A 22,915-nucleotide genomic window follows, 5' to 3' on the forward strand; every position below is an offset into this window, starting at 1 on the left:
TCAGGCGGCGCTGGTTTCGACCGGCGTCGCCGCCTCCACCTCCCAGCGGATCGCGCGCGGATCGATCTTCTTGCCCGTCGCCAGATCGCAGACCACCGCCGAGATCGGCTCATTGGTGTCGGTCTCGACCAGCCGCAGCGGCGACCCGTCCGGGCACAGCCAGCGTTCCGACCACCCGTGCATGGCCATGATCATCGGATAGAGGTCGCGGCCGGCCTCGGTCAGCCGGTATTCGAACCGTGGCGGCGCCTTCTGGTAGAGGCGCTTCTCCAGAACTCCCTGCAGCACCATCGTCTTCAGCCGATCGGCCAGGATGTTGGTCGCCACGCCCAGCGCCTCATGGATCTCGTCGAAGCGGCGCAGGCGGAAGAAGGCGGCCGCCAGGACGGCCCAGCTCCAGTAGTCGCCCATGATGTCGGTCGAGCGGTCGATGATGGCGCGGTCGGTCTCGATCGGCTGGGTCCGGCGCCGGCGCGAGGTCGGGGGCGCGATGGGGGTCAGACCCTCGCCCGCCTCCCAGCGCACATGGTGCATCTCGATCGGCCGTCCGCCCTCGTGGTCGAAGACGGCGGGCTCGATCTTCGCGCCCGTCTCCCGGTCGTAGAAGGCCATGGCGTAGCGTTCCTGGAGCGGCGAGCGCGCCCATTTCCGCTCCCACTGGCCCTGCATGACCGCAACCCCGAACATGTCGAGCCCCATCTCGGTCAGCCGGTATTCCAGCCGCGTCGCCGACCCCTTCGCCTCGCGCTGTTCCAGCAGCCCCGCCGCCGTCAGCCGGTTCAGCCGGTCGGTCAGGACGCTGCGGGGCATGCCCAGTCGGTCGCGCCACTGCGAGAACCGGCGTGCGCCATAAAAGGCCTCGCGCAGGATCAACTGGGTCCAGGCGTCGCCGGTCACGGCGAAGGCGCGGGCCACAGGATTGCCCATGATCAGGTCGCGGGTGGAGGGAAGCGTCACGCGGAATCGTCTTTGTGCTGGCCCCGATCTGCGCCGGGTCGAGTCGATCCTAACACCAGAAATCGCCCGGCGTCCCGCAGGCGATAAATCTCGATTTGCAAGTGACTGTGGCGGGTCTAGGGTCGCGGTCATGAGCACCCCGCTTTCCGACATCGACCTGACCGCCGCCCCCTGTCGTCCGGTCCGGTTCGGAGAGGTGGGGGTGGAGATCGAACGCCGCCCCGACGGCGTGCTGATCGTGTCCGGCAAGGCGCCGCTGAAGCCCTACGATCCCAACCTCGCCGCCGCCTTCTGGCGTCATGCCAACGCGACGCCGGACAGGCTCTGGCTGGCTCGTCGCGAGGGGCCGGAACGGCGGTGGACGCGGTTGACCTATGGCGAGGGGCGGGCGCGGGTCGCCTCGGTCGCGGCCTGGCTGATGGATCGCGGCGTGACGGCGGACCGGCCGATCCTGATCCTGTCGGAGAACTCGCTGAACCACGCGGTCCTGATCTTCGCCGGGATGGTGGCGGGCGTGCCGGTCACCTCGGTCAGCACCAACTATTCGCTGATCTCGACAGACTTCGAGCGATTGAAACATGTCGTCGATCTGGTGAAGCCCGGCCTGATCTTCGCCGAACAGGGCGCGCCCTACGCCGCCGCCATCGCCGCCGTCGGGCCCGAGGACGCCGTTGTCCTGACCGCCGCGCCCGGCGTCCCCGGCGCCGTGGACTGGGCCGAGGCCGTGGGCTTCCCGGCCCCCGACCTCTCCGCCCATGTCGCGGCTCTCGATCCGACCAGACCCGCCCGCTACCTCCTGACCTCCGGCTCGACGGGGCGGCCCAAGGCGGTGATCCACACCATGGCCATGGCGACCGGCAATACCCATTCGGGGTTCCAGGCCATGGGCGACGCCTTCGCCTGGGATCGTCAGGCGCTGGACTGGTTGCCCTGGAGCCATATCGCCGGGTCGTCCCTGATGACCAACATCACCTGCCTGGGCGGCGCCCTCTACATCGACGACGGGCGGCCGATGCCGGGTCGGTTCGAGGAGACGATCCGGAACCTGAAGGAGATCCCGCTCCGCTACTACGGCACCATGCCAAACGGCTATGCCATGCTGGCCGATGCGCTGGAGGCCGACGACGACTTCGCCCGGCGTTTCTTCACCGAACTGCGCGCCATGCTGTTCGGCGGGGCGGGCCTGCCGCAGGCCCTGCACGACCGGCTGCAGCGGATCGCCGTTGGCGCGACGGGCCAGAGGTTCGTCTTCGTCTCCGGCTACGGCTCGACCGAAACGGGCTCGGCGATCAGCTACACCTGGTGGGAGGACACCCGTGTCGGCATCGGCCTGCCGGTGTCCGGCGCCTCGTTCAAACTGACGCCCTGCGACGGAGTGTACGAAGTGCGGGTCAAGGCGCCGTCCGTCACCCCCGGCTATTTCGCCGACTCGGCCCAGACCGCCGCCGCCTTCGACGAGGAAGGCTATCTGCGGATGGAGGACCTCGCCGACTTCCACGACCGCGACCGGCCCGAGGGCGGGATGGTCTTCGCGGGGCGAAGGGCCGAACAGTTCAAGCTGCTGAACGGGACCTTCGTCACGGCGGGGCGGTTGCGGGACAGCCTGCTGGGTCGGCTGGCCGGGGTGGTGCGCGAGGTCGTCATCTGCGGCGACGGCGAGGCGGAGGTCGCCGCCCTCGCCTAGGCCGACGTCGAGGGCGTCCGCCGCCTGACCGGCGCGACCGATCCCGACCATCCGGCGATCCGCGACGCCGTCGCCGGGGCGCTCGCCGCCCACAACCGCGACAACCTCGGCCAGTCCAGCCGCGTAGCAAGGCTGATGTTCCTCGCAGATGCGCCGGACCCGGAGGCGCACGAGGTCTCCGACAAGGGCTCGATCAACCGCCGCATGGTGCTGAAACGGCGGGCGGACAAGGTGGCGCGGCTGTTTGCGGGGGAGGGGATCGGGCCGGCCTAGCCCAACTCCGGCCCGCCCGTCGGGTCTCTCGGATCCAGCGGCAACCCCATCTCCTGACGCCGCTTCAGCAGCCGCAGCCACCCGTGCATGGCCTCACAGTCGAGCCCGTGCATCATCAGCCGGAACCCCGCCTGCAGCGTCGACAGGGTCACCAGCGGGTGGCCGTTCTTGACGAAATGCATGTGGTAGTCGGTCCCGAGGATCCGCCCGATATAGATTCCCACGATCTCGTCCAACTGCAGCGAATGGCTGGCCCGCATGAAGTCCGAACGCGGCAGCATCAGCGCATAGAGAGGCGTGTAGAACTCCACCGCCGTCTGGATGTCGATCCTGTTCAGCGGACCGGTCGGGAAGGCTTCGAAGTCCGGATCGATGTCGGTCAGCATCGAGAAATCGACCCGCTCCGGCGGCGTGATCTCCATTCCCGCCTGGCGCAGGGCCAGGTTCAGCTCGATGATGAAGTTGAAGATGTTCAGGTCGTGCTGGAGGAAGACATTATCCTCCAGCGACTTCAGCGTCAGGGGCCTCAGGGGCACGGTCTTCACCAGGGCCGGATCCACCCCGGCATTGGCCTTGATGAAGCCGATCAATTCGGTCCCGATGTGGAAGTGACGCAGGATCAGGGTATTGCACTCCGGGCTGCCGAACGTCCGCAGGCCCCAGTGGATGGACTTGTGCAAGAGGCCGTTCAGGTTCGGGTGGCGCGGCGAGATGGCCCGGAGCACCTTCACGACGCAGAAGAACAGGAAGACCACCGGGCGCGACACAGGGAACAGCCAGCGCCGCGACCACGACCGCGCGCCGAGCAGAAGGGCCCGCTTGGCCTGCGGATCGATCGGCAGGGAGTGGTCGAGATAGAGCGCCAGCCAGGGATCGGGATCGGCGGAATCATACAGACCCGCGTCGAACGGGTCCGGTTTCGCCGTCGTCGCGCCGTCCGACAGGCTCAAGCCGCGATCTCCTCGATCTGCAGGGCATAGAGGCGGGCGGTGACCTTGGCGGTCATCACGATGCGTCCGGCCACGGCGGTGTCCGGAAGGACCATCCGCAGCATCTCCTCGAACTCCTGCATGTGCTCGGCGTCGTTCTCGCCATGATAGAGCAGGAACCGCGCCGCCTCGTCTGGCAGGTTCAGCCGCTCCTTGACCAGCCGTCCCCAGGGCGCGGCCTTGATCGAGCCCAGTCCCTCGATGATGAACATGGCGCCCAGCAGGCCGAACGGATCGGGCTTCGACGCCTCATGGAACATCCATGCCGAGAGGGCCTCGGACCCGACGTTCTTGGGCGCCGAGCGGATCACCTCGACCTCGCCGCCGGAGCATACGAAATCGGCCTCCAGCAGGCGGAAGTCGCGGTGCTCGGTCACGGCATGCCGCATCAAGGTGGAGCGCAGTTCGAGGTGGTCCTCGCCGACGTTCGACGCCGCGCGGCTCATCCACAACGCCCCGTCCTTCACCTGCTGGCGCAGGTTGATGAGGAACGCGTGGTAATCCCCGATCTCGAACCGGCCGCGCGTCAGCTTGCGGATCAGGGGCGTGGCTTCCAGCCGCTGTTCGAAGTCGGCGAAGACCACCGCGAGCTTTCGCAGGGTGTCGGCGACCTGATCGTCCACGCGTCCACCATCCGCCATCACACCACCTCGCACATCATGAACCCGACCATCGCCCGTCCGCTCTCGGGCACGATCAGCAGAACCTTCTCGCCCCGCTTCGCCCGTCCCGACCGCATGAACGCGTCCAGCATGACCCAGATCGAGGCCGCGCCGATGTTGCCCACGGTCGGCAGGTTCGAGAACCACTTTTCCTCGGGGATCATGGCGGCGGTGCTCTTCAGGATCGACACGATCTCTTCCCGCAGCGAGCGGGCCGAATAGTGACAGAGCAGGTGGTCGACCTGATCCGGCACGATCCGCCCCTGATCGACCTTCTCCAGCCAGACCCCGATCCACGCGCGGATGACGATCTTCAGCAGCTCGAAGTCCTGCACCAGGGCGATCGAGCCGGATGCATGGGCCGCCACCGGCCCGGCATGGCTCCATGCTGACTTCATGTCCGACCGGTCGGCGAAGGTGGAGCCCGCCCACATGCAGGGATCGAACCGCCCCGCCAGCGAGGTCAGGTCGATCCATTCAACCTTCAGCGACAGGCCGTCAGGCTTGGGCTTCGGCTCCACCACCACCGCGCCCGCCCCGTCCGAGAGGGTGAAGCGCAGGAAGTCCGCCTCGACCCGCGCCCGGCCCTTGGCGTCGACCAGCGACGTGCCCTCGTAAAACTCGGGCCGAAACCAACGGGAGGAGAATTCCCCTGCGGCCGCCGCCGCGATATCCGCCTCTCCGGCCCGGACCTGCAGCCAGGCGCCCTTGGCCGCCATCAGGGCGGAAGCGCAGACCGACTGATAGCTGGCGATTTCGATCGGGGGCGCGCCGAGTTCGGCGTGAACGGCGCTGGCATGGCCGGGGACGATGAAGTCGCCCTGGGTCGTCGCCGTGGACAGGAACCCCAGGTCGACGACCGACAGGCCCGCATCCTCCAGCGCCGCCAGCGCCGCCGCGGCCGTCATCGAGGCGTTGGAGTGCAGCGGCTGTCCCTCTGGCGTCAGCGCATAGTGCCGCGTCTCCACCCCGTTCCAGCGCAGGGCGCGGCGACCGACCGCCGATGAGCGCCCTGCGATCCGGCCGATGTGGTCCTCCATCGCCTCCACCCCGATGGGCGGGCCGGGCAGGAAGCTGCCAATGCCGGTGATATAGACGTCGCGCAGCATACTCGGGGACATGACCTGTCAATGCGCACGTTTGCCCCGCGGGCCGCAAGCGGACGATCCCTGACGATGCCGTGTGGAACGGCCCCCGCGCACCGAACGCTATCAGCGTCATCCCACAGGAGACGACCATGCTGAAGGACAAGGACTCCGCCGCCATCGTCGGCGTCAAGGATTTGAGCCGAGCCAGGGCCTTCTACGGCGACACGCTCGGCTTGGAGGAGACGCCCGACTTCGGCGATCAGGTCGCGATGTACAAGACGGGCCAGACGGTGCTGTGCGTCTATCCGACTGAATTCGCCGGCACCAACAAGGCCAACGCCGTGGTCTGGGGCGTCGGCGACGAGCTGGAGGCCATCGTCGCCGATCTGGCCCAGAAGGGCGTGACGTTCGAGCACTACGACATGCCGGACACGACCTATGCGGACGGCGTCCACACCTCGGGCGACTTCAGGATGGTCTGGTTCAAGGACCCGGACGGCAACATCCTGCACCTGAACTCGGGCGATTAGCCCTCCAGCGAGACCATCGCGCCCTGTTCGACGGGGCGATGGCGGATCTTGCTGCGCGAGAGCCAGCGTTTGATCCGGCTCTGCATCGGATCGTCGATCACCGCGTGGAAGGCGAAGGCGAAGCCGATCGCCGCCAGCACCCCCGCGCACCAGATCCCCCACTGCACCCCCGTCGACAGGGCGTATTTCGCGATCAGGACGTTGGCCACGCCGAACCAGGCGATCCGCACCACCTCATTGGTGATGAACATCGAGAAAGACACGACACTGGCCCGTTCGATAAGCTTCGAGGGGTTCACCACCGGAATGGCGCCCGCCGCGATGATGATCAGACTTATGAAGGTCAGGCTGATCAGGGCGTTCTTGTCGAACCACTGCACGACGGCCAGGCCCACAGCCGCCGAAATCCCCACGATCCGGGCCAGACGCGGCGCAACGAAGACCTTCTCCGAGAACACCGCCAGCCCCATGCCCAGGATGAACAGCGGCAGGGCCCGCAGGAAGCCGAACTTCATCGGCATCTGGTAGACCGGATAGCCGAGGAAGGCGTAGGCCGCCTCGTTGGCCGCCAGATACAGCAGGATCACCCCCGCCATCGCGCCCCACAGCCCCATGCCTTGCAGCACACGCAGGATATAGGGGAACAGGACGTAGCAACCGATCAGGGCGGAGATCGACCAGCTCGGCGCGTTCCAGCCCAGGCCGCCATGGATGCCGAACGCCTGCGTCAGCGTCAGCTGGGCGCCCAGTTGGTCCCAGGCGAACCATTCCGGATTGCGTGGGGCCACGCCGAAAGCGGCGCTCAGCAGCACCAGCGAGACCAAGGCCAGTCCCATGATCAGATGCGCCGGATAGACGCGCAGGAACCGCTTGATGAAGAAGTCGCCCGGCGACATCGCCCCGCGACCCACCGCCCCGCCGTAGACCCGCATCAGCACGTAGCCGCTGTCGATCAGGAAGAAGTTGGTCAGCAGAAAGCCGCCGCGTTCGAACACTGGATGCAGGCTCTCGGCCAGCGGGATCGGGCCCGCCGCCTGGAAGTGGTGGAGGACGATCATCGTGGCCACAATGAAACGCAGGGCGTCGAGCCAGCCGCCGCGTGCAATCGGCGGTGTTTCGTTTCGGGTCGAAATTGCGGTCCAGGCCATCGGAAAACTTCCTTCTGAGGCGAATTTCGCAAGGACCGGGCCGCTTTGTCCGTGACCGAACATCGGTCTAATCTGCGGGGATTCAGGGGGACTGGATGACCGACGAAGATCCGCGCGAAGGGCGCATCCGGCTGGGCCGGCGCCGCGAAAAGGCGACAGAAAGTCTCGACGCCATCGAGATGGCCGAAAGCGCCATGGAGACGGCCGAACCGACGATGGGCCCGCCCGACCCGGCCGTTCTTCTGGTCGAGGAACAGCGCCGTCTGATCAAGGCCCAGGTCTCCAACGAACGGATGGGCTTCGTCCTGCGCGTCATGACCGCGATGGTCGGGCTGGGCTTCGTCATCGGCCTAGCGATGATGGTCTGGACCGCCGCCCACTCGCGCGCGGTGGTTGTGGACCCCTTCGACAGCCCCCTGGAACTGACCCGGCGCGGGCACACGGGTCAGGTCATCGCCCGCAGCGTGCAGGACGTGGTCACGACCATCGGCGCCGACGCCCGGAACTCGGCCGAGAACCGGGCCGTCGCCCTGAACTGGACGCGGGACGTGGCGGTGGTCGTGCCCTCGACGGGCGTCTCGGTGGGCGAGATCGACAAGCTGCTGCGCGGCTGGTTCGGAAAGGAGACCCATATCGGCGGCGCCGTCACCGTCAGCCCCGAGGGAGAGGTCTCCCTGACCATTCGCGCCGACGGGGTGCGCGGGCGAACCTTCACGGGCCCGGAATCCGAAATGCCGCAGCTCATCACAGAGGCCGCGGAATACATCTACGGCCGGTTCGAGCCGCAGCTGTTCGCCAGCTATCTGCTGCAGACCCGACGCTACGAAGACGCCGAGCGGTTCATTCCGGCCGCCTACGCCGGGCATCCCGGCTCGCGCGGCGCCCTGGCCTATGACTGGGGGCTGCTGCTGGCGACGCTGGGCCGGCCCGAGGAGGCGATCGAGAAGCTCAGGCTGTCGATCCAGGCCGAACCCCACGATCCGCGCGCCTGGGACATGCTGGTCGCCACCCTGTTCGACACCGAGGGGGAGGAGGCCGCCTTCCGCGCGGGACGCCAGATGATCGCGCTCAAGGATGCTGAAGGCGTCCCCATGGAGAGCTTCTCCTATCTGCTGCTGGTCCAGGACTGGACACGCAACGCAGAAGCCACCACCCGAGACATCGCCGACAACGACGGCGAAGGGGTCCTGGGCGCCCAGGAGGTCAGTCTGGCCGATTCCGAGGGGCGGCGGCATGACTTCGCCGGCGCGCTTCGCCATCTCGCAGCTGCGTCGCCGGACGCCCCCATGACCCTGGCCGCGCGGTCCATGGTCGAGACCTATCGCGCCCTGGCCGCCGGTGATGTCTCTGCCGCCCGCACCGCCGCCGAGGCGCTGGATGCGATCTGGTCGGCGGACGACGACGTGGCCTTCACCTTCTATGAGGGGCCTTGTTTCCTGGGCCTGGCCGAGGGGCTGGCGGGGCGATACCGCGAAGCCGAGGCCGCCTTCGTGCGCGGCGAACGCTACGTCGCCTGCGCCGCCTTCCGGGCCGACGTGCTGGAGGCGCGCGGCCTGCACGCCGAAGCGGATCGCCAGTACGGCATCGCCATCCGCCTCGCGCCCTCGCTGCCCTTCGCCTACGAGCGCCGGGGTCTGGCGCTGCTGGCGCGCGGCGACACGGCCCGGGCGCTGACCCGCTTCCAGGACGCCCACGTGCGCGGCCCCCGCTGGGCCGACCCTCTGAAGGGTTGGGGCGATGCGCTCGCCGCCCAGGGCCGCTGGGCCGAGGCGGCGGCGAAATACGCCGAGGCCGAACCCTTCGCGCCGAAATGGCGCGAACTGCATCTGGCGCATGCGGCGGCGCTGGATCGGCTGGGGCGGCGACGGGAAGCGGAGGCGCAAAGGGAGAAGGCGGCGCGCTAGGTCTGACCCGCCCTCTGCGCCACATAGGCCTTGATCTGGTCGGCGTCGGGGGCCAGCGAGGCCACGGTGATCTCGGCCAACTTGGCGTGCAGCAGCCTCTCCGCATCCGTCAGTGTCGCCATCATCGCGGCATTGACCGCGCGTTCGATCAGGCAGTTCGGATCGTCGTCGGATAGGCCAATGGCGAAGATCTTCGGCCTGCCCAGCGCCAGGTGGATGTCCAGCAGGGTGATGCGGTCGAGCGGCGTCGTCAGACTCCAGCCGCCGCCATGCCCCTTCTCGGAGGCCACATAGCCGGCCGCCTTCAGCCCGGCCATCGTCCGGCGCACCACCACCGGGTTGGTCCCGAGCATGACGGAAATCGTGTCCGAGGTCATCGGGCCCTCGTGCCGGTCCATATGGACCAGGACGTGCAGCATGCGGGACAAGCGGCTGTCGATGGGCATGCCGTGGAGCCTAAACCAGAAGTGTCACGAAACAAAACGAGTTGCGAGACTGCTTCGATGACCTTATCACGTAACTCTAAGAGATGCGTGAGGAGTGTTGATGGACTACGATGTGGTCGTTGTCGGCGGCAGTTTTGCGGGCCTGTCCGCCGCCTTGCAGTTGGCGAGAGCCCGACGCCCGGTGCTGTTGATCGATGCGGGACAGCCGAGGAACCGCTTCGCCGAGGCGTCGCACGGATTCCTTGGCCAGGACGGGGCTTCCCCGGCTGCCATCATGCGCGACGGGCTGCGCCAGCTCTCGGCCTATCCGACCGTCGATTTCGTTCACGGCAAGGCGACGCAGGCGACGGCTGAAGGCCAGGGATTCAAGATCGTCTTCGAAGGGACATGCGAGGCCCTCACACGGCGGCTGATCCTCGCGACCGGCGTTACTGACGAGCTGCCGTTGCGATCGATGATCTCGCGCTGGGGCGTCAGCGTCCTGCACTGTCCATACTGCCACGGCTACGAGGTGCGCGACCGACCGATTGCGGTGATCGCCAACCAGCCGATGGCGGCGCACCAGGGCATCCTGCTGCCCGATTGGGGGCCCACGACCTATTTCACCCAAGGCCTCTTCGAGCCGACGGCGGAGGAGACGGCCCATTTGACGGCGCGGGGGGTCCGGATCGAGCGGACGCCCGTGGTCGAACTGCTCGGCGAGGGGCAGACGACGCGGGCGTTGAAACTGGCCGATGGAAGGGAGGTGGAGGCCCAGGCTGTCTTCACCGCGCCGAAGACCCGGGTGACCAGCGCGCTGGCGGAACAACTGGGCTGCGCCTTCGTCGACGGTGTGACAGGCCCGCATATCCAGGTCGATCCGATGCAGCAGACGACGGTGACGAATGTCTTCGCCGCGGGCGATGCCGCCCAACCCATGCATAACGCCACCCTGTCCTCGACCGCGGGGGTGTTGGCGGGGATCGCGGCGCATCGCTCCCTGATCATGGAGGCCGTCTCGTAACCCCCCGTTAACCACGCTCCCGGCATTTTCTGCCCAGTAGTTTCAAGGGCTGATCAATGAGCGGCGCGGAAGTTCTGGATGTGGGCCGCGACGCCCTGTGGCTGACGATCCAGCTGTGCGCCCCCGTGCTCATCGTCGGTCTCGTCGTCGGCGTCGGCATCGGCCTGTTTCAGGCCCTGACGCAGATCCAGGAACAGACCTTGGTCTACGCCCCCAAGATCATCGCCATCTTCATCTCCCTGCTGCTCTTCCTGCCGCTGATGGGCGGGCTTCTCGGCGCCTTCATGCGGACCATCGCGGCGCGCATCTCGGGCATGTAGGCGGGCAGTGGAGCCCTACGCCACCGCCGATCAGGTCTGGGCCGGCGGGCTGATCTTCGCCCGCATCGGCGCCATCCTCCTGACCCTGCCCGGGATCGGCGAAACCTATGTGCCGCCGCGGATCCGGCTGTCGCTGGCCCTTGTGGTCACCCTGGCGCTCTGGCCCGTGATCGGCGGGACCCTGCCGGCCCTGCCCGACAGCCTGGGCGCCATGGTCGGCTGGATCCTGCGCGAGGTGATCACCGGTCTGATGATCGGCGCCATCCTGCGCGCGTTCACCTCCGCCCTGTCCACAGCCGGTGAGATCGTGTCTCTGCAGACGACGCTCAGCTTCGCCCAGACCACCAACCCGCTTCAGGCCCAGCCCGGCACGACCATCGCCGCCTTCCTGATGCTGCTGGGCACGGTGCTCGTCTTCGCCACCAACACCCACCACCTCTTCATCGCCGGACTGGTGGGATCCTACGAACTGATCGCACCGGCGCGGCCCCTGGTCGCCGCCGACTTCACCGAGCTTGCGATCCGGACGATCGCCGACAGCTTCATGCTGGGCATCCAGCTGTCAGCGCCGGTGATCGTCTTCGCCCTGATCTTCAACCTGGCCTCGGGACTGGTCGGACGGGTCATGCCCGCCTTCCAGATCTTCTTCGCCGCCGCCCCGCTCAGCGTCATCTTGGGCCTGTCGGTCTTCGCCCTTTCGCTCGGCGTTCTGGGAACGGTCTTCATCGACCGCTACCGGACCCTGGCCAACCTGTTCGTCTCCGGAGGCGCGGGTGGCTGAGGAGAACGATCCAGAGTCCAAGACAGAAGAGGCGTCTCCTCACAAGCTCGAGGAGGCGCGAAAGAAGGGCGACGTCGCGAAGTCCGCCGACGTCGCCCCGGCGCTCAGTCTCATGGGCGCGACCGCCGTCATCGTCATGGGCGGAAGCTATTTCGCCACCACGATCGGCGAGGCGCTCCTGCCCTTCATCGCTGCCCCGCACGAGATGATCGGCGGGCTGGAAGCGGGCGCCGGGGTCGAGATCGGCATGAACGCCATCTGGGCCGTCGCGCCCTTTCTGGGCGCCGTCATGCTGGCCACAGTCATCGGCGGGGTCGGCGGCAACGTCTTCCAGTCGGGGTTCCTGTTCTCCGCCGAGAAGATGAAGCCCAAATGGGACAAGGTCAGCCCCATGGCGGGCTTCAAGCGCATCTTCGGCCCCGACGGCCTGATGCAGTTCGCGCAGACCTTCGCCAAGCTGATCGCCGTCTCGGTCATCTGCTGGATGGTGCTGAAGCCCCATGCCCGCGAGTTCGAGAACATGGCGGCCATGTCGCCCCTGACCATCCTGCCCCTGGCGCGGGACCTGATGATCGCCCTGATGAGTTCGGTCCTGGTCTTCCTCGGCCTCGGCGCCGGGGCCGATTTCGTCTGGCAAAAGATGCGCTTCGCCAAACGCCAGCGGATGACCAAGGAAGAGGTCAAGGAGGAGTTCAAGAACTCCGAGGGCGACCCGCACGTCAAGGCCAAGCTGAAGCAGATCCGCATGCAGAAGAGCCGTCAGCGGATGATGGCCAACGTCCCCAAGGCCACCGTGATCGTGACCAACCCGACCCACTACTCGGTCGCGCTTCGCTACGAGCCGGACCAGGGCGACGCCGCCCCGATTTGCGTCGCTAAGGGCGTCGACGCCATCGCCCTGCGCATCCGCGAGGTCGCGCGCGAACACGACGTTCCGATCGTGGAGAACGTGCCGCTCGCCCGCGCCCTCTACGCCGCCGTGGACATCGACGAGACCATCCCGCGCGAGCATTTCGAAGCCGCCGCCAAGGTCATCGGCTTCGTCATGCAGAAGCGGAAACGCCGATAGGCTGTATGATCAGCCCACTGATTCGCGGGGCCGCCTTGCCATGACCGTCTCCAGCGCGCCGTCGGCGCCGAAGTTCGACATCACCCTCGTCCTGATGGCGGTCGGTTTCACCGTGGCCGTGGCGGCGCTAGCCTGGCCCGCCTTCCAGGCAGGCCCCCTGACAACGCCGCACATGATCCTGCTGATCACGATCGCGGCCGTGTCTCTGATGGGACTGTTCGCCTTCAACCGGATCGACACCCGCAGCTCGGACCGGCCCGCCGGCGACGTTGCGGTGGAGATGCTGGACGCCATGGCCGAGCCGGCCGCCTTGGTCTTCGCCTCGGGCGCCGTGCTCGCCTACAACGGCGCCTGGGCCTCCCAGAACGGGGCGACGGTGAACCTGCCCAAGGGCAAGTCGGCCCAGGCCCTCTACATGGCCTTCGCCCAGGCGAGGCAGGGACATCAGGGTCGCGCCATTGTCATGATCGGCGAGCGGGAGATCGAGGTTCTGATCGGTCTGGCGGGGCAGGGGCGCTACCTCGTCCGCGAGGCGCCCGAAGCGACTCTCAGCCACACCCCGACGGCCGTGGCGGCTCCCACCTATTCGGCCTCGGCCGGCGACGCTCGCGCCATGGCCGCCGGCGCTCCATTCGGCTCGGCCGTAATCGGCGGGGACGACATCTTCGCCGGTCGCGCGGAGGAGGCGAACCCGGCGCTCGCCACCCTGACCGGCCCGGCTTCCGCCCGCGACGCCGCCTTTGGCCATCTGTTCGATCCGGCTGGGGTGATAGAGGCCCGCGCGCGCATGGCGGCCGGCTCCACCGGCCCCATCGAGCTGGTCGCCCGCGCCCATCCCGACAAGATGCTGCACCTCTACGTCGCACCGGAAGGCGACAAGCGCCGCGTCTGGCTGTTCGATGTCTCGGCCCAGAAGTCGATGGAGCTGCAACTCTCGCAGGCCCAGAAGATGCAGGCCGTGGGCCAGCTGGCCGGCGGCGTGGCCCACGACTTCAATAACCTTTTGACCGCCATCCAACTTCAGCTGTCGGAACTGCTGGAGCGTCACCCGGTCGGCGATCCCTCCTACGACGGCCTGAACCAGATCCGCCAGACGGGCATCCGCGCCGCCGATCTGGTGCGGAAACTGCTGGCCTTCTCGAGGAAGTCCACCGTCCGTCGCGAGCGTCTCGACCTCGGCGAACTGGTCGGGGAGTTCGCGGTCCTGCTGCGCCGCCTGCTGCGCGAGGACGTGCGGCTGGAGACCGACTACGGCCGCGACCTGCCGGTGGTCCTGGCCGACAAGTCCCAGCTGGAGACGGCGGTGATGAACCTAGCCGTCAACGCCCGCGACGCCATGCGCGGCGTGGTCGAGCCCGGCGCCGGCGTCGTCACCATCACCACGCGTCGCCTGACGCAGGATCAGGCCCGCGCCATGGGCTGGTTGGAAGCGCCCGCCGACGACAGCGCCTTGATCGAGGTGTCCGACACCGGCCCCGGGGTCCCGCCGGAACTGCTGGACAAGATCTTCGAGCCTTTCTTCACCACCAAGGCGGTCAACGAGGGCACCGGAATGGGGCTGGCCACCGTCTACGGCATCGTCCAGCAGGCCGGCGGCCATATAGGCGTGACCAATGTCGATGGGGCCGGGGCCGCCTTCCGCATCTTCCTGCCCGCCGCCTCGGAACAGGAACTGGTTGAGGCCGGTCCGGTGGAGGCCAAGGCCAAGGCCGCGCCTCGCGACCTTTCGGGCAACGGCCGCATCCTGTTCGTCGAGGACGAGGCGGCCGTGCGCGGCATCGCGGCCCGCCTGCTGCGACAGCGCGGCTATGAGGTGATCGAGGCCGCCGACGGCGAGGAGGCCTTGGTCCTGGCCGAGGAGTGGGCCGGCCAGATCGACATGCTGATCTCGGACGTCATAATGCCGGGCCTCGACGGTCCGTCCCTGCTCAAGAAGGCCCGCCCCTACCTCGGCGACGCCCCGGTCATGTTCATCTCCGGCTATGCCGAGAGCGACTTCTCCGACCTGCTCCAGGACGAGGCGGGCGTCTCCTTCCTGCCCAAGCCGCTGGACATCAAGACCCTGGCCGAGCGGGTGAAGCAGGAGCTTCGGCCCTCTTGAACGCAAGGTAACTTGCCACCCGGCCCGGCTTGCTCCCCTATGCGCGCCGTCGTTGTTCGGGAGTTCCCATGTTCGTTCGTCGCCTGCTGACCGCCACCGCCTTCGCCGCCCTGATGACGGGCGCCGCCCAGGCCCAGGACTACACCGTCAGCTTCGACAACGCCGTCCACCACGAAGCCCGCATCAGCGTCACCTATCGCGATGTCGGAACGGCTCCGGTCCGGTTCCAGATGTCGCGGTCGTCGCCAGGACGCTATGCGATCCACGAGTTCGCCAAGAACGTCTATTCGGTCTCGGCCGTCGACGGTCAGGGGCGCGCTCTCACCATCGACCGCACCGATCCCTACGGCTGGACCGTGCCGGGCCACGACGGCGTGGTGACCCTCAGCTACACCCTGTTCGGCGACCGGTCGGACGGCACCTATTCCCAGATCGACGCGACCCACGCCCACCTGAACATGCCCGCGACCCTGGCCTGGGCGACGGGCTTCGACGACCGCCCGGTCAAGGTGACCTTCAAGCCCTTCTCGCCCGACTGGACCATCGCCACCCAGCTCCCGCCCCTGGCCGAACCCGACACCTTCGCCGCGCCCAATCTGCAATACCTGATGGATAGCCCGACCGAGCTCAGCGACCACATGGTGCGCGAGTGGACGGTCGACGATCACGGGGAGGCGCGGACCCTTCGCATCGCCGCCCACCACCCCGGCACGGCCGAGGAGATGGACCGGTTCGCCGCCATGGCGCGCCGCGTCGTCGACGCACAGATCGCCGTCTTCGGCGACGTCCCCGACTACGATTTCGGGACCTATACCTTCATCGCCGACTACATGCCTTACGTGAACGGCGACGGGATGGAGCACCGCAACTCCACCATCATCAATGACAGCCGCTCCTTCGCCCAGGCCGAGTTCGACCAGATCGGCACCCTCAGCCACGAATTCTTCCACTCGTGGAATGTGGAGCGCATCCGCCCGGCGGAGCTGGAGCCGTTCGACTTCACCCGCGCCAATCCGACCCCCAATCTGTGGTTCGCGGAAGGCTTCACGAACTACTATGGACCCCTGGCCATCCGCCGCGCGGGCGTGGCCAATGTCGACGCCTTCCTCGGCGAGATGGGCGCCCAGCTCAGCGGTGTTCAGAACGCCACGGGTCGCCGCTTCGGCTCGCCCCAGGAAATGAGTTTGCGGGCGCCGTTCGTCGATGCGGCCACGGCTATCGACCCGACCAACCCGAACATCTTCGTCTCCTACTATCCCTATGGCGCGGTCATCGCCTTCGGCCTGGACCTCACGATCCGCCAGCGCTTCCCCGGCAAGACGCTAGACGATCTGATGCGTCAGATGTGGCGGACCCACGGGGTGACCGAGAAGCCCTACACCACCGCCGACATCCAGACCGCCCTGGCCCAGGTGACGGGCGACGCCGCCTTCGCCGCCGAGGTCTTCGACCGCCAGATTCGCGGCAGCGAACTGCCCGACTTCGCGCCGCTTCTGGCCCAGGCCGGCATCGTCATTCGGCCGGCCAACCCGGACAGGGCCTGGGCCGGCGCCGTGCGGTTCGCACAGACGGGTCCATTGGCCATCCCGTTCGCCCTCCCGCCGGGCACGCCGCTGTACGAGGCGGGGCTGGACCGGGGTGATGTGATCCTGGCGCTGGGCGACATGACCCTGGCCGCGGCCGCCGACTGGACCGCCGCCCTCGCCGCAGCCAAGCCGGGCGACGAGGTCCGGATCCGCTTCCTGCAGCGCGGTGTGGAGCGATCCGCCACATTGCGCTTCGCCGCCGATCCGGCCTTCAATCTCATGCGCGTCGAGGCGGGCGGCGGCTCTGTCACCCCCGAACAGCTGGCCTTCCGTCAGGCCTGGCTCGGAGCGCCAACAGAATAAGAATTTGTTCTTTTCTCGCCTTTGCGAGCGACAGGTGCACGCCCCACCTCTGTCATCCGCGAGGGGCAGCCACCAGTTCACCCGTTTCGTCCGTTTCGTCACCCTGTTTTTGTCCGGACAATCCGAACGAGCCCGGTGTCTCCCTCGCGTCCCGAAAGTTTCGCCATGCTCGACCGTCGCAGTCTCCTCGTCTCCGCCGCCGGCGCGGGCCTCCTCGCCGCCTTGCCGATCCGCGCTGCGGCCCAATCACAGCAGGACGCCGCGCTGGACGCCTATCTGACCGAGCGGTTCTACGACAACGTCGAGCGTAACCCGACCTTCGCCACCAGCCTCGGCATCGACAAGGACGAGCGCTCGCACTTGGCGGGACGTCTCGGCGACCTCAGCCTGGAGGCCGAGGCGGCTGACAAAGCGCGCGACATCGCCCACTGGGAACGGCTCAAGGCCTGGTCGAGCGACGGCTTGTCCGACGGCATGAAGGTGACCCTCGCTGTCTCGCAGTTCCAGGCCGAGACCGCGGCCCTGCGCGCCGCCCTGCCATTCGCCGGTTCGCCCTATATCGTGGCGCAGAACGGCGGCGCCTATTTCAGCGTGCCCGACTTCATGACCAATCAGCACCGGCTGGAGACCACGGCCGACGCCGAAGCCTTCCTGTCGCGACTGAAGGCGTTCGCCATTCAGCTCGATCAGGAGAACGACCGGCTCCGGGCGGACGAGGCGGCGGGCATCACTCTGCCGGCCGTGATCATGGACAAGACCCTGACGCAGCTGAAGACCCTGCGCGACACCCCAGCCGCCGAGATGGCCATGGTCCAGGCCTTGGTCCGCAAGACGGGCGAGACGTCGATCGCCGGCGACTGGGGCGCTCGCGCCGCCGCCATCGTCGACTCAGAGATCAAGCCCGCTCTGCGACGCCAGATCGCCGCCTTCGAGGCCCAGCGCCCGACCGCCTCCGACGACGTCGGCGTCTGGCGCCTGCCGCAGGGCGAGACCCTCTACAACCTCGGCATCCGGAGCTACACGACGACCACCTACACCGGCGCCGAGATCCACGAGATCGGCTTGGGCCAGGTCGCCTCGATCCAGGCCGAGATCGACACCATCCTGAGGAGCCTCGGCCACACGGAGGGCACGGTCGGCGAGCGGGTCAACGCGCTCGGCCAGGATCCACAACACCTCTGGCCCAACGACGACGAAGGCAAGGTCGCCCTGATCGCCTCGCTGAACGAGATGGTGGCCGAAATCACCCCGCGCCTGCCGGAAGTCTTCTCGACCCTGCCCCAGGCGCCCGTCGAGATCCGCCGCGTGCCGGTGTCGATTCAGATCGGGGCGCCGGGCGGCTACTATCAGGCGGCGTCGCTGGATGGCTCGCGGCCGGGCGCTTACTACATCAACCTGCGCGACACCGCGAACCGGCCGAAATGGTCGCTGAAGACCCTGACCTATCACGAAGCGGTGCCGGGCCACCACTTCCAGATCTCTGTCGCGCGCGAGGCGGGGACCCTGCCCATATACCGCCGCGCCTCGGGCTTCTCGGCCTACAACGAGGGCTGGGCTCTGTATTCGGAGCGCGTCGCCGCCGACGATCTCAACATGTATCAAGGCGATCCGCTGGGTCGGATCGGCTACCTGCAGGCCTATCTGTTCCGCGCCGTTCGTCTGGTGGTCGACACCGGGCTGCACGACAAGCGCTGGAGCCGCCAGCAGGCCATCGACTACATGATCGCCGAGGCCGCGACCCCCGCCAACTCGGCCCAGTCGGAGGTCGACCGCTATATCGTCTGGCCGGGCCAGGCCTGCTCCTACAAGCTTGGCCAGACTGTCATCGAGGGCCTGCGTCAGGAAGCGGAGGCCAAACCCGGCTTCGACATCAAGGCCTTCCACGATCGGATGCTGCTGAACGGCTCGGTGCCGCTGGCGGTGCTCCAGTCCATCATGCGCGCCTGACCGATCCTTCACTTGCCCGCACGGGATCGGCGGGCTTAGCGTCTTCGCCTGTCCATGGAGCCCGCCATGATCGACCGCCGCCGCCTGCTCGCCTCCGCCGCCGCGGGGGCGGGGTTCGCCGCCCTGCCGCCTGTCGCCTTCGCCCGGGCGGATGAGGACGCCCGGCTGGATGCGATCTTGAGCCGTCAGTTTGAGGAAGACCTGAACGGGTCGCCGACCAGCGCGACCTCGCTGGGGCTCGATGTCGGGACGCGGGCGGGACAGCGGGCGCAACTGGACGACCGGTCGCTGGCCGCCGCTCGGCATGAGGCGGTCAGGGCGCGGGAGCGGCTGGAGGAGCTGCGGACCATCGACCCGTCGGCCCTCTCGGTCGAAGGGCGGGCGAGCTATGACGTGCTTTCCTTCCAGAAGGAGGTGGCGGCCGAGGCGGCGGCCTTCGGCTGGCATACGGCCGACAGCTGGCGGCGGACCCCCTACGTCGTCAGCCAGATCAACGGCTCCTACATCGACATCCCGAGCTTCCTCGACACCACCCATCCGGTGAAGACCCGCGAGGACGCCGACGCCTTCATCGAGCGGCTGAAGGCTTTCCCGGCCTCGCTGGACGGAGACACGGAGCGGAGCCATGCCCACTCCGGCATGGGGATGGTCGCGCCCGACTTCATCCTGGACAAGGCCATCGCCCAGCTGGCGGCCCTGCGCGACCAGCCCGGCGCCGATCAGGCCATGGTCCGCAGCCTGGCTCACAAGATGGGCGAGGCGGGGATCGAGGGGGATCACGTCGAGCAGGCGGCGATCCTGCTGGACGGGCCGGTAAAGGCGGCGCTGGAGCGGCAGATCGTGGAGCTAAGGCGGCAACGGGTCGACGCGGTCCATGACGCGGGGATCGGCGGGCGGCCCGACGGTCCGGCCTATTACGCCCTGAACCTGAAGGCTTATACGACCACCGCCTCAACGGCGGCGGAGATCCATGAGCTGGGTCTGGAGCAGGTCGCCGACATTCAGGCCCAGGCCGACGTCCTTCTGAAGAGCGAGGGCTATACCCAAGGCTCGGTCGCCGAGCGGATGGCGGCGCTTAGGACCGAGGCGCGCTTCCTATGGCCCAATACGGATGCGGGCCGGGCCGATCTGCTGACCTATGTGAACGCCGAGATGGACCGGGTCCGGGCCCGGACGCCGGAAATCTTCGCGCGCGTGCCGACCTCGGCGTTCCTGGTTCAGCGGGTGCCTGCGGCGATCGAGGCGGGGGCGCCGGGCGGATATGCCCAGGGCGGCAGCCTCGATGGGTCGCGGCCTGGGATCTACTTCATCAACCTGAAGGACACCGCCGATTGGCCGCGCTGGACGCTGAAGACCCTGACCTATCACGAGGCCGCGCCGGGGCACCTGTTCGAGGGAGCGCTGGCGCTGCAGTCGGCGAAGCTGCCGCTGTATCGCAAGACGGTCGGCTTCTCGGCCTATGGCGAAGGGTGGGGGCTGTACGCCGAGCGGCTGGCCGATGAACTCGGCCTCTACGAGGGCGATCCGTTCGGGCGGATCGGCTATCTGGAGAGCTTCCTGTTCCGCGCCTGTCGCCTGGTGGTCGACACCGGACTGCACTCCAAGGGGTGGAGCCGTGAACAGGCGATCCGCTACATGACCGAGAACGTCGGCGATCCGAACGAGCCGGAGATCGATCGCTACTGCTCCGCGCCGGGTCAGGCCTGTTCTTACAAGATGGGCGAGATCGCGATCACGGGTCTGAGGGAGGAGTTGAAACGCGCGTCGAACTTCGACCTGAAGCGGTTCCATTCGGCGGTGCTGGACGGCGGGCGGATGCCGTTGACGGTGCTGGAACAGCGGGTGCGAGCGGCCTTCGCCTGAAGTCAGGGACGCTGTCGCTCGACACGCCCCCGGTCCGCTGTCCGATCAGTCTGAGGACCGGCGCCGTCTGGAGCCTCGGCGTTTCGTCAGGTTGGTCATGACGCGAGTTGGGGTGACGAAACGTGACGAAAGGCGCCGAAACGGACGAACGAGATTCAGGTTATCAAAAACCCATGGAGGAGATGGGCGGGCAGGACACAAGGCGCAAGAGGGCGGAAGGAAATAATTCCTTTGCAAGCCTTTCTAGACCGTCTGGCCTGCCGCTCGTCTGAGGCTGTTGTGGATGTCCGTCGCCGCGACGGCGGCTTCGGCTGTGGCCACGGCGATCTGGTTAAGGCCGCGCACGACGTCGCCGGCGGCGTAGAGGCCCGGGACGCTTGTTCTTTGGTGCAGGTCGACTTCGAGACGTCCGTCTTCGGCGAGCCGGCAATCCATGGCGGCGGCGAGTTCGGCGTTGGCCGAAGTTCCGAGTGCGGAATAGACGAGGTCGAAGGCGCTGTACGCGCCGTTCCAGCACAGGGCGGTGACGCGGTCGCCTTCCAGCCGCACGCGTTCGATCGGTGTCTCGACCAGTTCGATGCCGAGGCGATCCAGAGCCTCCCGTTCGGTCAGAGCGTCCGATGGACCGATATGGATAAGAGTAACGCGCTCGGAGTAGGTGCGCAGGAAGGCGGCTTCGCGTACGCCCATATCGCTGTCCCCGATCACAGCGACCACCTTGTCGGTGGCTTCGTAGCCGTCGCAGATCGGACAGATGCGAACGATGGCGCGTTCGATGGCGCGTTCAACGCCGGGCAGGTCAGGGTGGTGGTCGACGACGCCCGTGGCCAGAAGGACTCTGTCGGCGCGGATGGTGCGACCGTTCAGATCGGCGACGAAAGATGACCCGTCGCGCCGGAGGCCTTCCACCCGGCCGGCCTCGATGACGGCGCCATATTCCAGGGTTTGATCGCGCATCCGATCGAGGATGGCGTCGCCGGTGATGCCCGCGGGAAAGCCCGGCATGTTGTGGCTGAGCGGGATCCATCCGGCGCGTGGGAAGCCGCCGTCGGCGACCAGGACTGACCGACGAAACCGGCCCAGATAGGTGGCGGCGGTCAGGCCGGCGGGGCCGGCGCCGATGACCAGGACATCGACTTCGTCCGTCATTCGCTGACCCAGGCGGCGGGCCAATATTCGCTCGGCACGCCCCAGCATTCCGACATGGCCGAGGAGGATTTCAGTTCGAACGCGCGACCCGTCCAGGTCCAGCTGTCGGCCATGCCGCAGTCGCCCAGACCCCGACCCTTGTTGAAGGCGTCGATGACGCGGGTCGCCGGGTCGTAGGCGGCGTTGACCAGAAGGTCGTGAGGCTCGGCGTCGCCGGCGCTGGGGAACAAGACCCGGCGCGGGTCCGCGCCCTGGGGCGTCGTCAGAAAGTAGGCGTTGGAGAAGTTGTAGGCGCCGGCGCCGCAGGGGACGCTCCACAGGACGGTGTTGGCGTCGAGCCGGGCGGAGGAGATCACCGCCTGAAGGTCCGGGTTGAAGGCCGTTTCGGCGCGGCACTGGACCACAGCCGGCAAGGCCTCGACGGCGGCGGGCAGGGTCTGGCCCTCCTGATCGCCGTAGGGACCCTGAGCGACGGCGGGGGCGGGGACGATATGAGGCGCGGGCGGGGCGACGGGGACGACGGAGGCGGGGCGGCTGCCCTTGCGGATCAGGGCGGTGTCGGTTTCAAGACGACCCTGATGCTCGTCGATCCACAACAGGGAAGCGGCGGCGCCGGTCAGAGAGATGGGGACGGTCTCGGAGCCGGCGTTCAGCGTCATGGCGGTCCCTTGGGCCATCGCATCGACGAGGGCGCGAGCGCGGTCGGGCGCGACGGTGGCGACGGGCGGAGCCTCGTGCCCGGTCTCGGCGCGGGCTTCGAAGGCGGCGTGATCGACCTGGGCCGTTACGGAACCGCCGAAGGCGCCGTCGTCCGGCCAGAAGCCGAAATCGACGGACGGTGCGGCGTCCGGGCCGGCGGCCATGGTGATGCGGACCCAGCCTGTCCCCTCCGACGCCGGTCCAAAGGCGTAGCAGGTTCCGATATTGTCGCAGGAGACCAGCCAGTCGCGGAATCGCGTCTGATCCGCGAGACTGTCGCGCGTGTCGGCGGCCGCGCGAACGGCGCCGGGGGCTCTGGCCTCAGCCTGCTGTCCCTGGCCGCAGGAGGCCAGCAAGGCGGCGACCGCCGTCAGCGCGATAAGACGCATCGTCATCAAGCCCCCCTTCAAGAC

General features: G+C 67.8%; 20 protein-coding genes. 12 read left to right on the top strand and 8 right to left on the bottom strand.

The genetic code is table 11. From position 1 onward, the window contains the following. Nucleotides 1-957, bottom strand: coding sequence for a helix-turn-helix domain-containing protein (locus O5O43_RS01980; RefSeq protein WP_271085255.1), 957 nt, complete (start codon nucleotides 955-957; stop codon nucleotides 1-3). Nucleotides 958-1,087: 130 nt separating this feature from the next. Between O5O43_RS01980 and O5O43_RS01985 the strand changes: the two genes are divergently transcribed. Both O5O43_RS01985 and O5O43_RS01990 read left to right on the top strand, forming a co-directional pair. Continuing rightward, nucleotides 1,088-2,641: an AMP-binding protein gene (locus O5O43_RS01985; protein WP_271085256.1), complete on the top strand. Its 1,554-nt coding sequence runs from the start codon at nucleotides 1,088-1,090 to the stop codon at nucleotides 2,639-2,641. 135 nt (nucleotides 2,642-2,776) lie between these two features. Further along, nucleotides 2,777-2,914, top strand: a complete 138-nt coding sequence (locus tag O5O43_RS01990) for a hypothetical protein (RefSeq protein WP_271085257.1) — start codon at nucleotides 2,777-2,779, stop codon at nucleotides 2,912-2,914. On the opposite strand, the gene O5O43_RS01995 is transcribed toward O5O43_RS01990, so the two are convergent. The 3 genes from O5O43_RS01995 to O5O43_RS02005 are packed head-to-tail and all read right to left on the bottom strand — an operon-like array spanning nucleotide 2,911 to nucleotide 5,686. Continuing rightward, complete coding sequence (locus tag O5O43_RS01995) at nucleotides 2,911-3,864, bottom strand: hypothetical protein (protein WP_271085258.1); 954 nt, start codon at nucleotides 3,862-3,864, stop codon at nucleotides 2,911-2,913. The genes O5O43_RS01990 and O5O43_RS01995 overlap by 4 nt on opposite strands. Continuing rightward, on the bottom strand, nucleotides 3,861-4,544 hold the full coding sequence (locus O5O43_RS02000) for an iron-containing redox enzyme family protein (RefSeq protein ID WP_271085259.1): 684 nt from the start codon (nucleotides 4,542-4,544) through the stop codon (nucleotides 3,861-3,863). Before O5O43_RS02000 ends, O5O43_RS01995 begins: the two co-directional genes overlap by 4 nt. Beyond that, nucleotides 4,544-5,686: a beta-ketoacyl-ACP synthase III gene (locus tag O5O43_RS02005; protein ID WP_271085260.1), complete on the bottom strand. Its 1,143-nt coding sequence runs from the start codon at nucleotides 5,684-5,686 to the stop codon at nucleotides 4,544-4,546. The genes O5O43_RS02000 and O5O43_RS02005 overlap by 1 nt, the downstream gene beginning before the upstream one ends. Nucleotides 5,687-5,802: 116 nt before the next feature. Between O5O43_RS02005 and O5O43_RS02010 the strand changes: the two genes are divergently transcribed. After that, a complete protein-coding gene (locus O5O43_RS02010; protein WP_271085261.1) occupies nucleotides 5,803-6,183 on the top strand; it encodes a VOC family protein in 381 nt (126 codons plus the stop codon). On the opposite strand, the gene O5O43_RS02015 is transcribed toward O5O43_RS02010, so the two are convergent. Beyond that, nucleotides 6,180-7,331, bottom strand: coding sequence for an acyltransferase (locus tag O5O43_RS02015; protein WP_271085262.1), 1,152 nt, complete (start codon nucleotides 7,329-7,331; stop codon nucleotides 6,180-6,182). The two genes, O5O43_RS02010 and O5O43_RS02015, sit on opposite strands and share 4 nt — an antisense overlap. 95 nt (nucleotides 7,332-7,426) lie before the next feature. On the opposite strand from O5O43_RS02015, the gene O5O43_RS02020 reads away from it, so the two are divergent. Next, entirely contained in the window at nucleotides 7,427-9,235 is a 1,809-nt protein-coding gene (locus tag O5O43_RS02020) for a hypothetical protein (RefSeq protein WP_271085263.1), read from the top strand. On the opposite strand, the gene O5O43_RS02025 is transcribed toward O5O43_RS02020, so the two are convergent. After that, complete coding sequence (locus O5O43_RS02025) at nucleotides 9,232-9,681, bottom strand: Rrf2 family transcriptional regulator (RefSeq protein WP_271085264.1); 450 nt, start codon at nucleotides 9,679-9,681, stop codon at nucleotides 9,232-9,234. The two genes, O5O43_RS02020 and O5O43_RS02025, sit on opposite strands and share 4 nt — an antisense overlap. Before the next feature lie 100 nt (nucleotides 9,682-9,781). Here O5O43_RS02025 and O5O43_RS02030 point away from each other — a divergent pair, with 100 nt between their 5' ends. The 8 genes from O5O43_RS02030 to O5O43_RS02065 all read left to right on the top strand — a co-directional run bounded on the left by O5O43_RS02030 (nucleotide 9,782) and on the right by O5O43_RS02065 (nucleotide 20,654). Next, entirely contained in the window at nucleotides 9,782-10,684 is a 903-nt protein-coding gene (locus tag O5O43_RS02030; protein ID WP_271085265.1) for an NAD(P)/FAD-dependent oxidoreductase, read from the top strand. A gap of 56 nt (nucleotides 10,685-10,740) precedes the next feature. Next, complete coding sequence (gene fliQ / locus O5O43_RS02035; RefSeq protein WP_271085266.1) at nucleotides 10,741-11,004, top strand: flagellar biosynthesis protein FliQ; 264 nt, start codon at nucleotides 10,741-10,743, stop codon at nucleotides 11,002-11,004. 7 nt (nucleotides 11,005-11,011) lie between these two features. After that, a complete protein-coding gene (fliR, locus tag O5O43_RS02040) occupies nucleotides 11,012-11,785 on the top strand; it encodes a flagellar biosynthetic protein FliR (RefSeq protein ID WP_271085267.1) in 774 nt (257 codons plus the stop codon). Then, the gene (gene flhB / locus O5O43_RS02045) at nucleotides 11,778-12,854 is read left to right on the top strand and encodes a flagellar biosynthesis protein FlhB (RefSeq protein ID WP_271085268.1); all 1,077 of its coding nucleotides are present in this window, start codon (nucleotides 11,778-11,780) and stop codon (nucleotides 12,852-12,854) included. The genes fliR and flhB overlap by 8 nt, the downstream gene beginning before the upstream one ends. 40 nt (nucleotides 12,855-12,894) lie before the next feature. Further along, nucleotides 12,895-14,955, top strand: coding sequence for an ATP-binding protein (locus O5O43_RS02050; protein ID WP_271085269.1), 2,061 nt, complete (start codon nucleotides 12,895-12,897; stop codon nucleotides 14,953-14,955). A 68-nt stretch (nucleotides 14,956-15,023) separates the two neighbouring features. Beyond that, nucleotides 15,024-16,844: a PDZ domain-containing protein gene (locus tag O5O43_RS02055; protein ID WP_271085270.1), complete on the top strand. Its 1,821-nt coding sequence runs from the start codon at nucleotides 15,024-15,026 to the stop codon at nucleotides 16,842-16,844. Between the two features lie 165 nt (nucleotides 16,845-17,009). After that, a complete protein-coding gene (locus O5O43_RS02060) occupies nucleotides 17,010-18,791 on the top strand; it encodes a DUF885 domain-containing protein (RefSeq protein WP_271085271.1) in 1,782 nt (593 codons plus the stop codon). Nucleotides 18,792-18,857: 66 nt separating this feature from the next. Then, nucleotides 18,858-20,654 (top strand): DUF885 family protein, encoded by a 1,797-nt coding sequence (locus tag O5O43_RS02065; protein ID WP_271085272.1) that lies wholly within the window; start codon nucleotides 18,858-18,860, stop codon nucleotides 20,652-20,654. A 243-nt stretch (nucleotides 20,655-20,897) separates the two neighbouring features. Here the strand turns inward: O5O43_RS02065 and O5O43_RS02070 are convergent, their stop codons facing one another. Further along, nucleotides 20,898-21,803, bottom strand: coding sequence for an NAD(P)/FAD-dependent oxidoreductase (locus O5O43_RS02070; protein ID WP_271085273.1), 906 nt, complete (start codon nucleotides 21,801-21,803; stop codon nucleotides 20,898-20,900). After that, nucleotides 21,800-22,897 (bottom strand): DUF1176 domain-containing protein, encoded by a 1,098-nt coding sequence (locus tag O5O43_RS02075; protein WP_271085274.1) that lies wholly within the window; start codon nucleotides 22,895-22,897, stop codon nucleotides 21,800-21,802. The genes O5O43_RS02070 and O5O43_RS02075 overlap by 4 nt, the downstream gene beginning before the upstream one ends. Between the last annotated feature and the right edge of the window lie 18 nt (nucleotides 22,898-22,915).

The organism is Brevundimonas sp. NIBR11, from assembly GCF_027912535.1.
Taxonomy (GTDB): domain Bacteria; phylum Pseudomonadota; class Alphaproteobacteria; order Caulobacterales; family Caulobacteraceae; genus Brevundimonas.

What these genes read in the sequence shown, in the direction of transcription:
- O5O43_RS01985 (WP_271085256.1), top strand. Translation starts at nt 1,088, where the DNA reads ATGAGCACCCCGCTTTCCGACATCGACCTGACCGCCGCCCCCTGTCGT.
- O5O43_RS01990 (WP_271085257.1), top strand. Translation starts at nt 2,777, where the DNA reads ATGTTCCTCGCAGATGCGCCGGACCCGGAGGCGCACGAGGTCTCCGAC.
- O5O43_RS02000 (WP_271085259.1), bottom strand. Translation starts at nt 4,544, where the DNA reads ATGGCGGATGGTGGACGCGTGGACGATCAGGTCGCCGACACCCTGCGA.
- O5O43_RS02005 (WP_271085260.1), bottom strand. Translation starts at nt 5,686, where the DNA reads ATGTCCCCGAGTATGCTGCGCGACGTCTATATCACCGGCATTGGCAGC.
- O5O43_RS02010 (WP_271085261.1), top strand. Translation starts at nt 5,803, where the DNA reads ATGCTGAAGGACAAGGACTCCGCCGCCATCGTCGGCGTCAAGGATTTG.
- O5O43_RS02015 (WP_271085262.1), bottom strand. Translation starts at nt 7,331, where the DNA reads ATGGCCTGGACCGCAATTTCGACCCGAAACGAAACACCGCCGATTGCA.
- O5O43_RS02020 (WP_271085263.1), top strand. Translation starts at nt 7,427, where the DNA reads ATGACCGACGAAGATCCGCGCGAAGGGCGCATCCGGCTGGGCCGGCGC.
- O5O43_RS02025 (WP_271085264.1), bottom strand. Translation starts at nt 9,681, where the DNA reads ATGCCCATCGACAGCCGCTTGTCCCGCATGCTGCACGTCCTGGTCCAT.
- O5O43_RS02030 (WP_271085265.1), top strand. Translation starts at nt 9,782, where the DNA reads ATGGACTACGATGTGGTCGTTGTCGGCGGCAGTTTTGCGGGCCTGTCC.
- fliQ (WP_271085266.1), top strand. Translation starts at nt 10,741, where the DNA reads ATGAGCGGCGCGGAAGTTCTGGATGTGGGCCGCGACGCCCTGTGGCTG.
- O5O43_RS02050 (WP_271085269.1), top strand. Translation starts at nt 12,895, where the DNA reads ATGACCGTCTCCAGCGCGCCGTCGGCGCCGAAGTTCGACATCACCCTC.
- O5O43_RS02055 (WP_271085270.1), top strand. Translation starts at nt 15,024, where the DNA reads ATGTTCGTTCGTCGCCTGCTGACCGCCACCGCCTTCGCCGCCCTGATG.
- O5O43_RS02060 (WP_271085271.1), top strand. Translation starts at nt 17,010, where the DNA reads ATGCTCGACCGTCGCAGTCTCCTCGTCTCCGCCGCCGGCGCGGGCCTC.
- O5O43_RS02065 (WP_271085272.1), top strand. Translation starts at nt 18,858, where the DNA reads ATGATCGACCGCCGCCGCCTGCTCGCCTCCGCCGCCGCGGGGGCGGGG.
- O5O43_RS02070 (WP_271085273.1), bottom strand. Translation starts at nt 21,803, where the DNA reads ATGACGGACGAAGTCGATGTCCTGGTCATCGGCGCCGGCCCCGCCGGC.
- O5O43_RS02075 (WP_271085274.1), bottom strand. Translation starts at nt 22,897, where the DNA reads ATGACGATGCGTCTTATCGCGCTGACGGCGGTCGCCGCCTTGCTGGCC.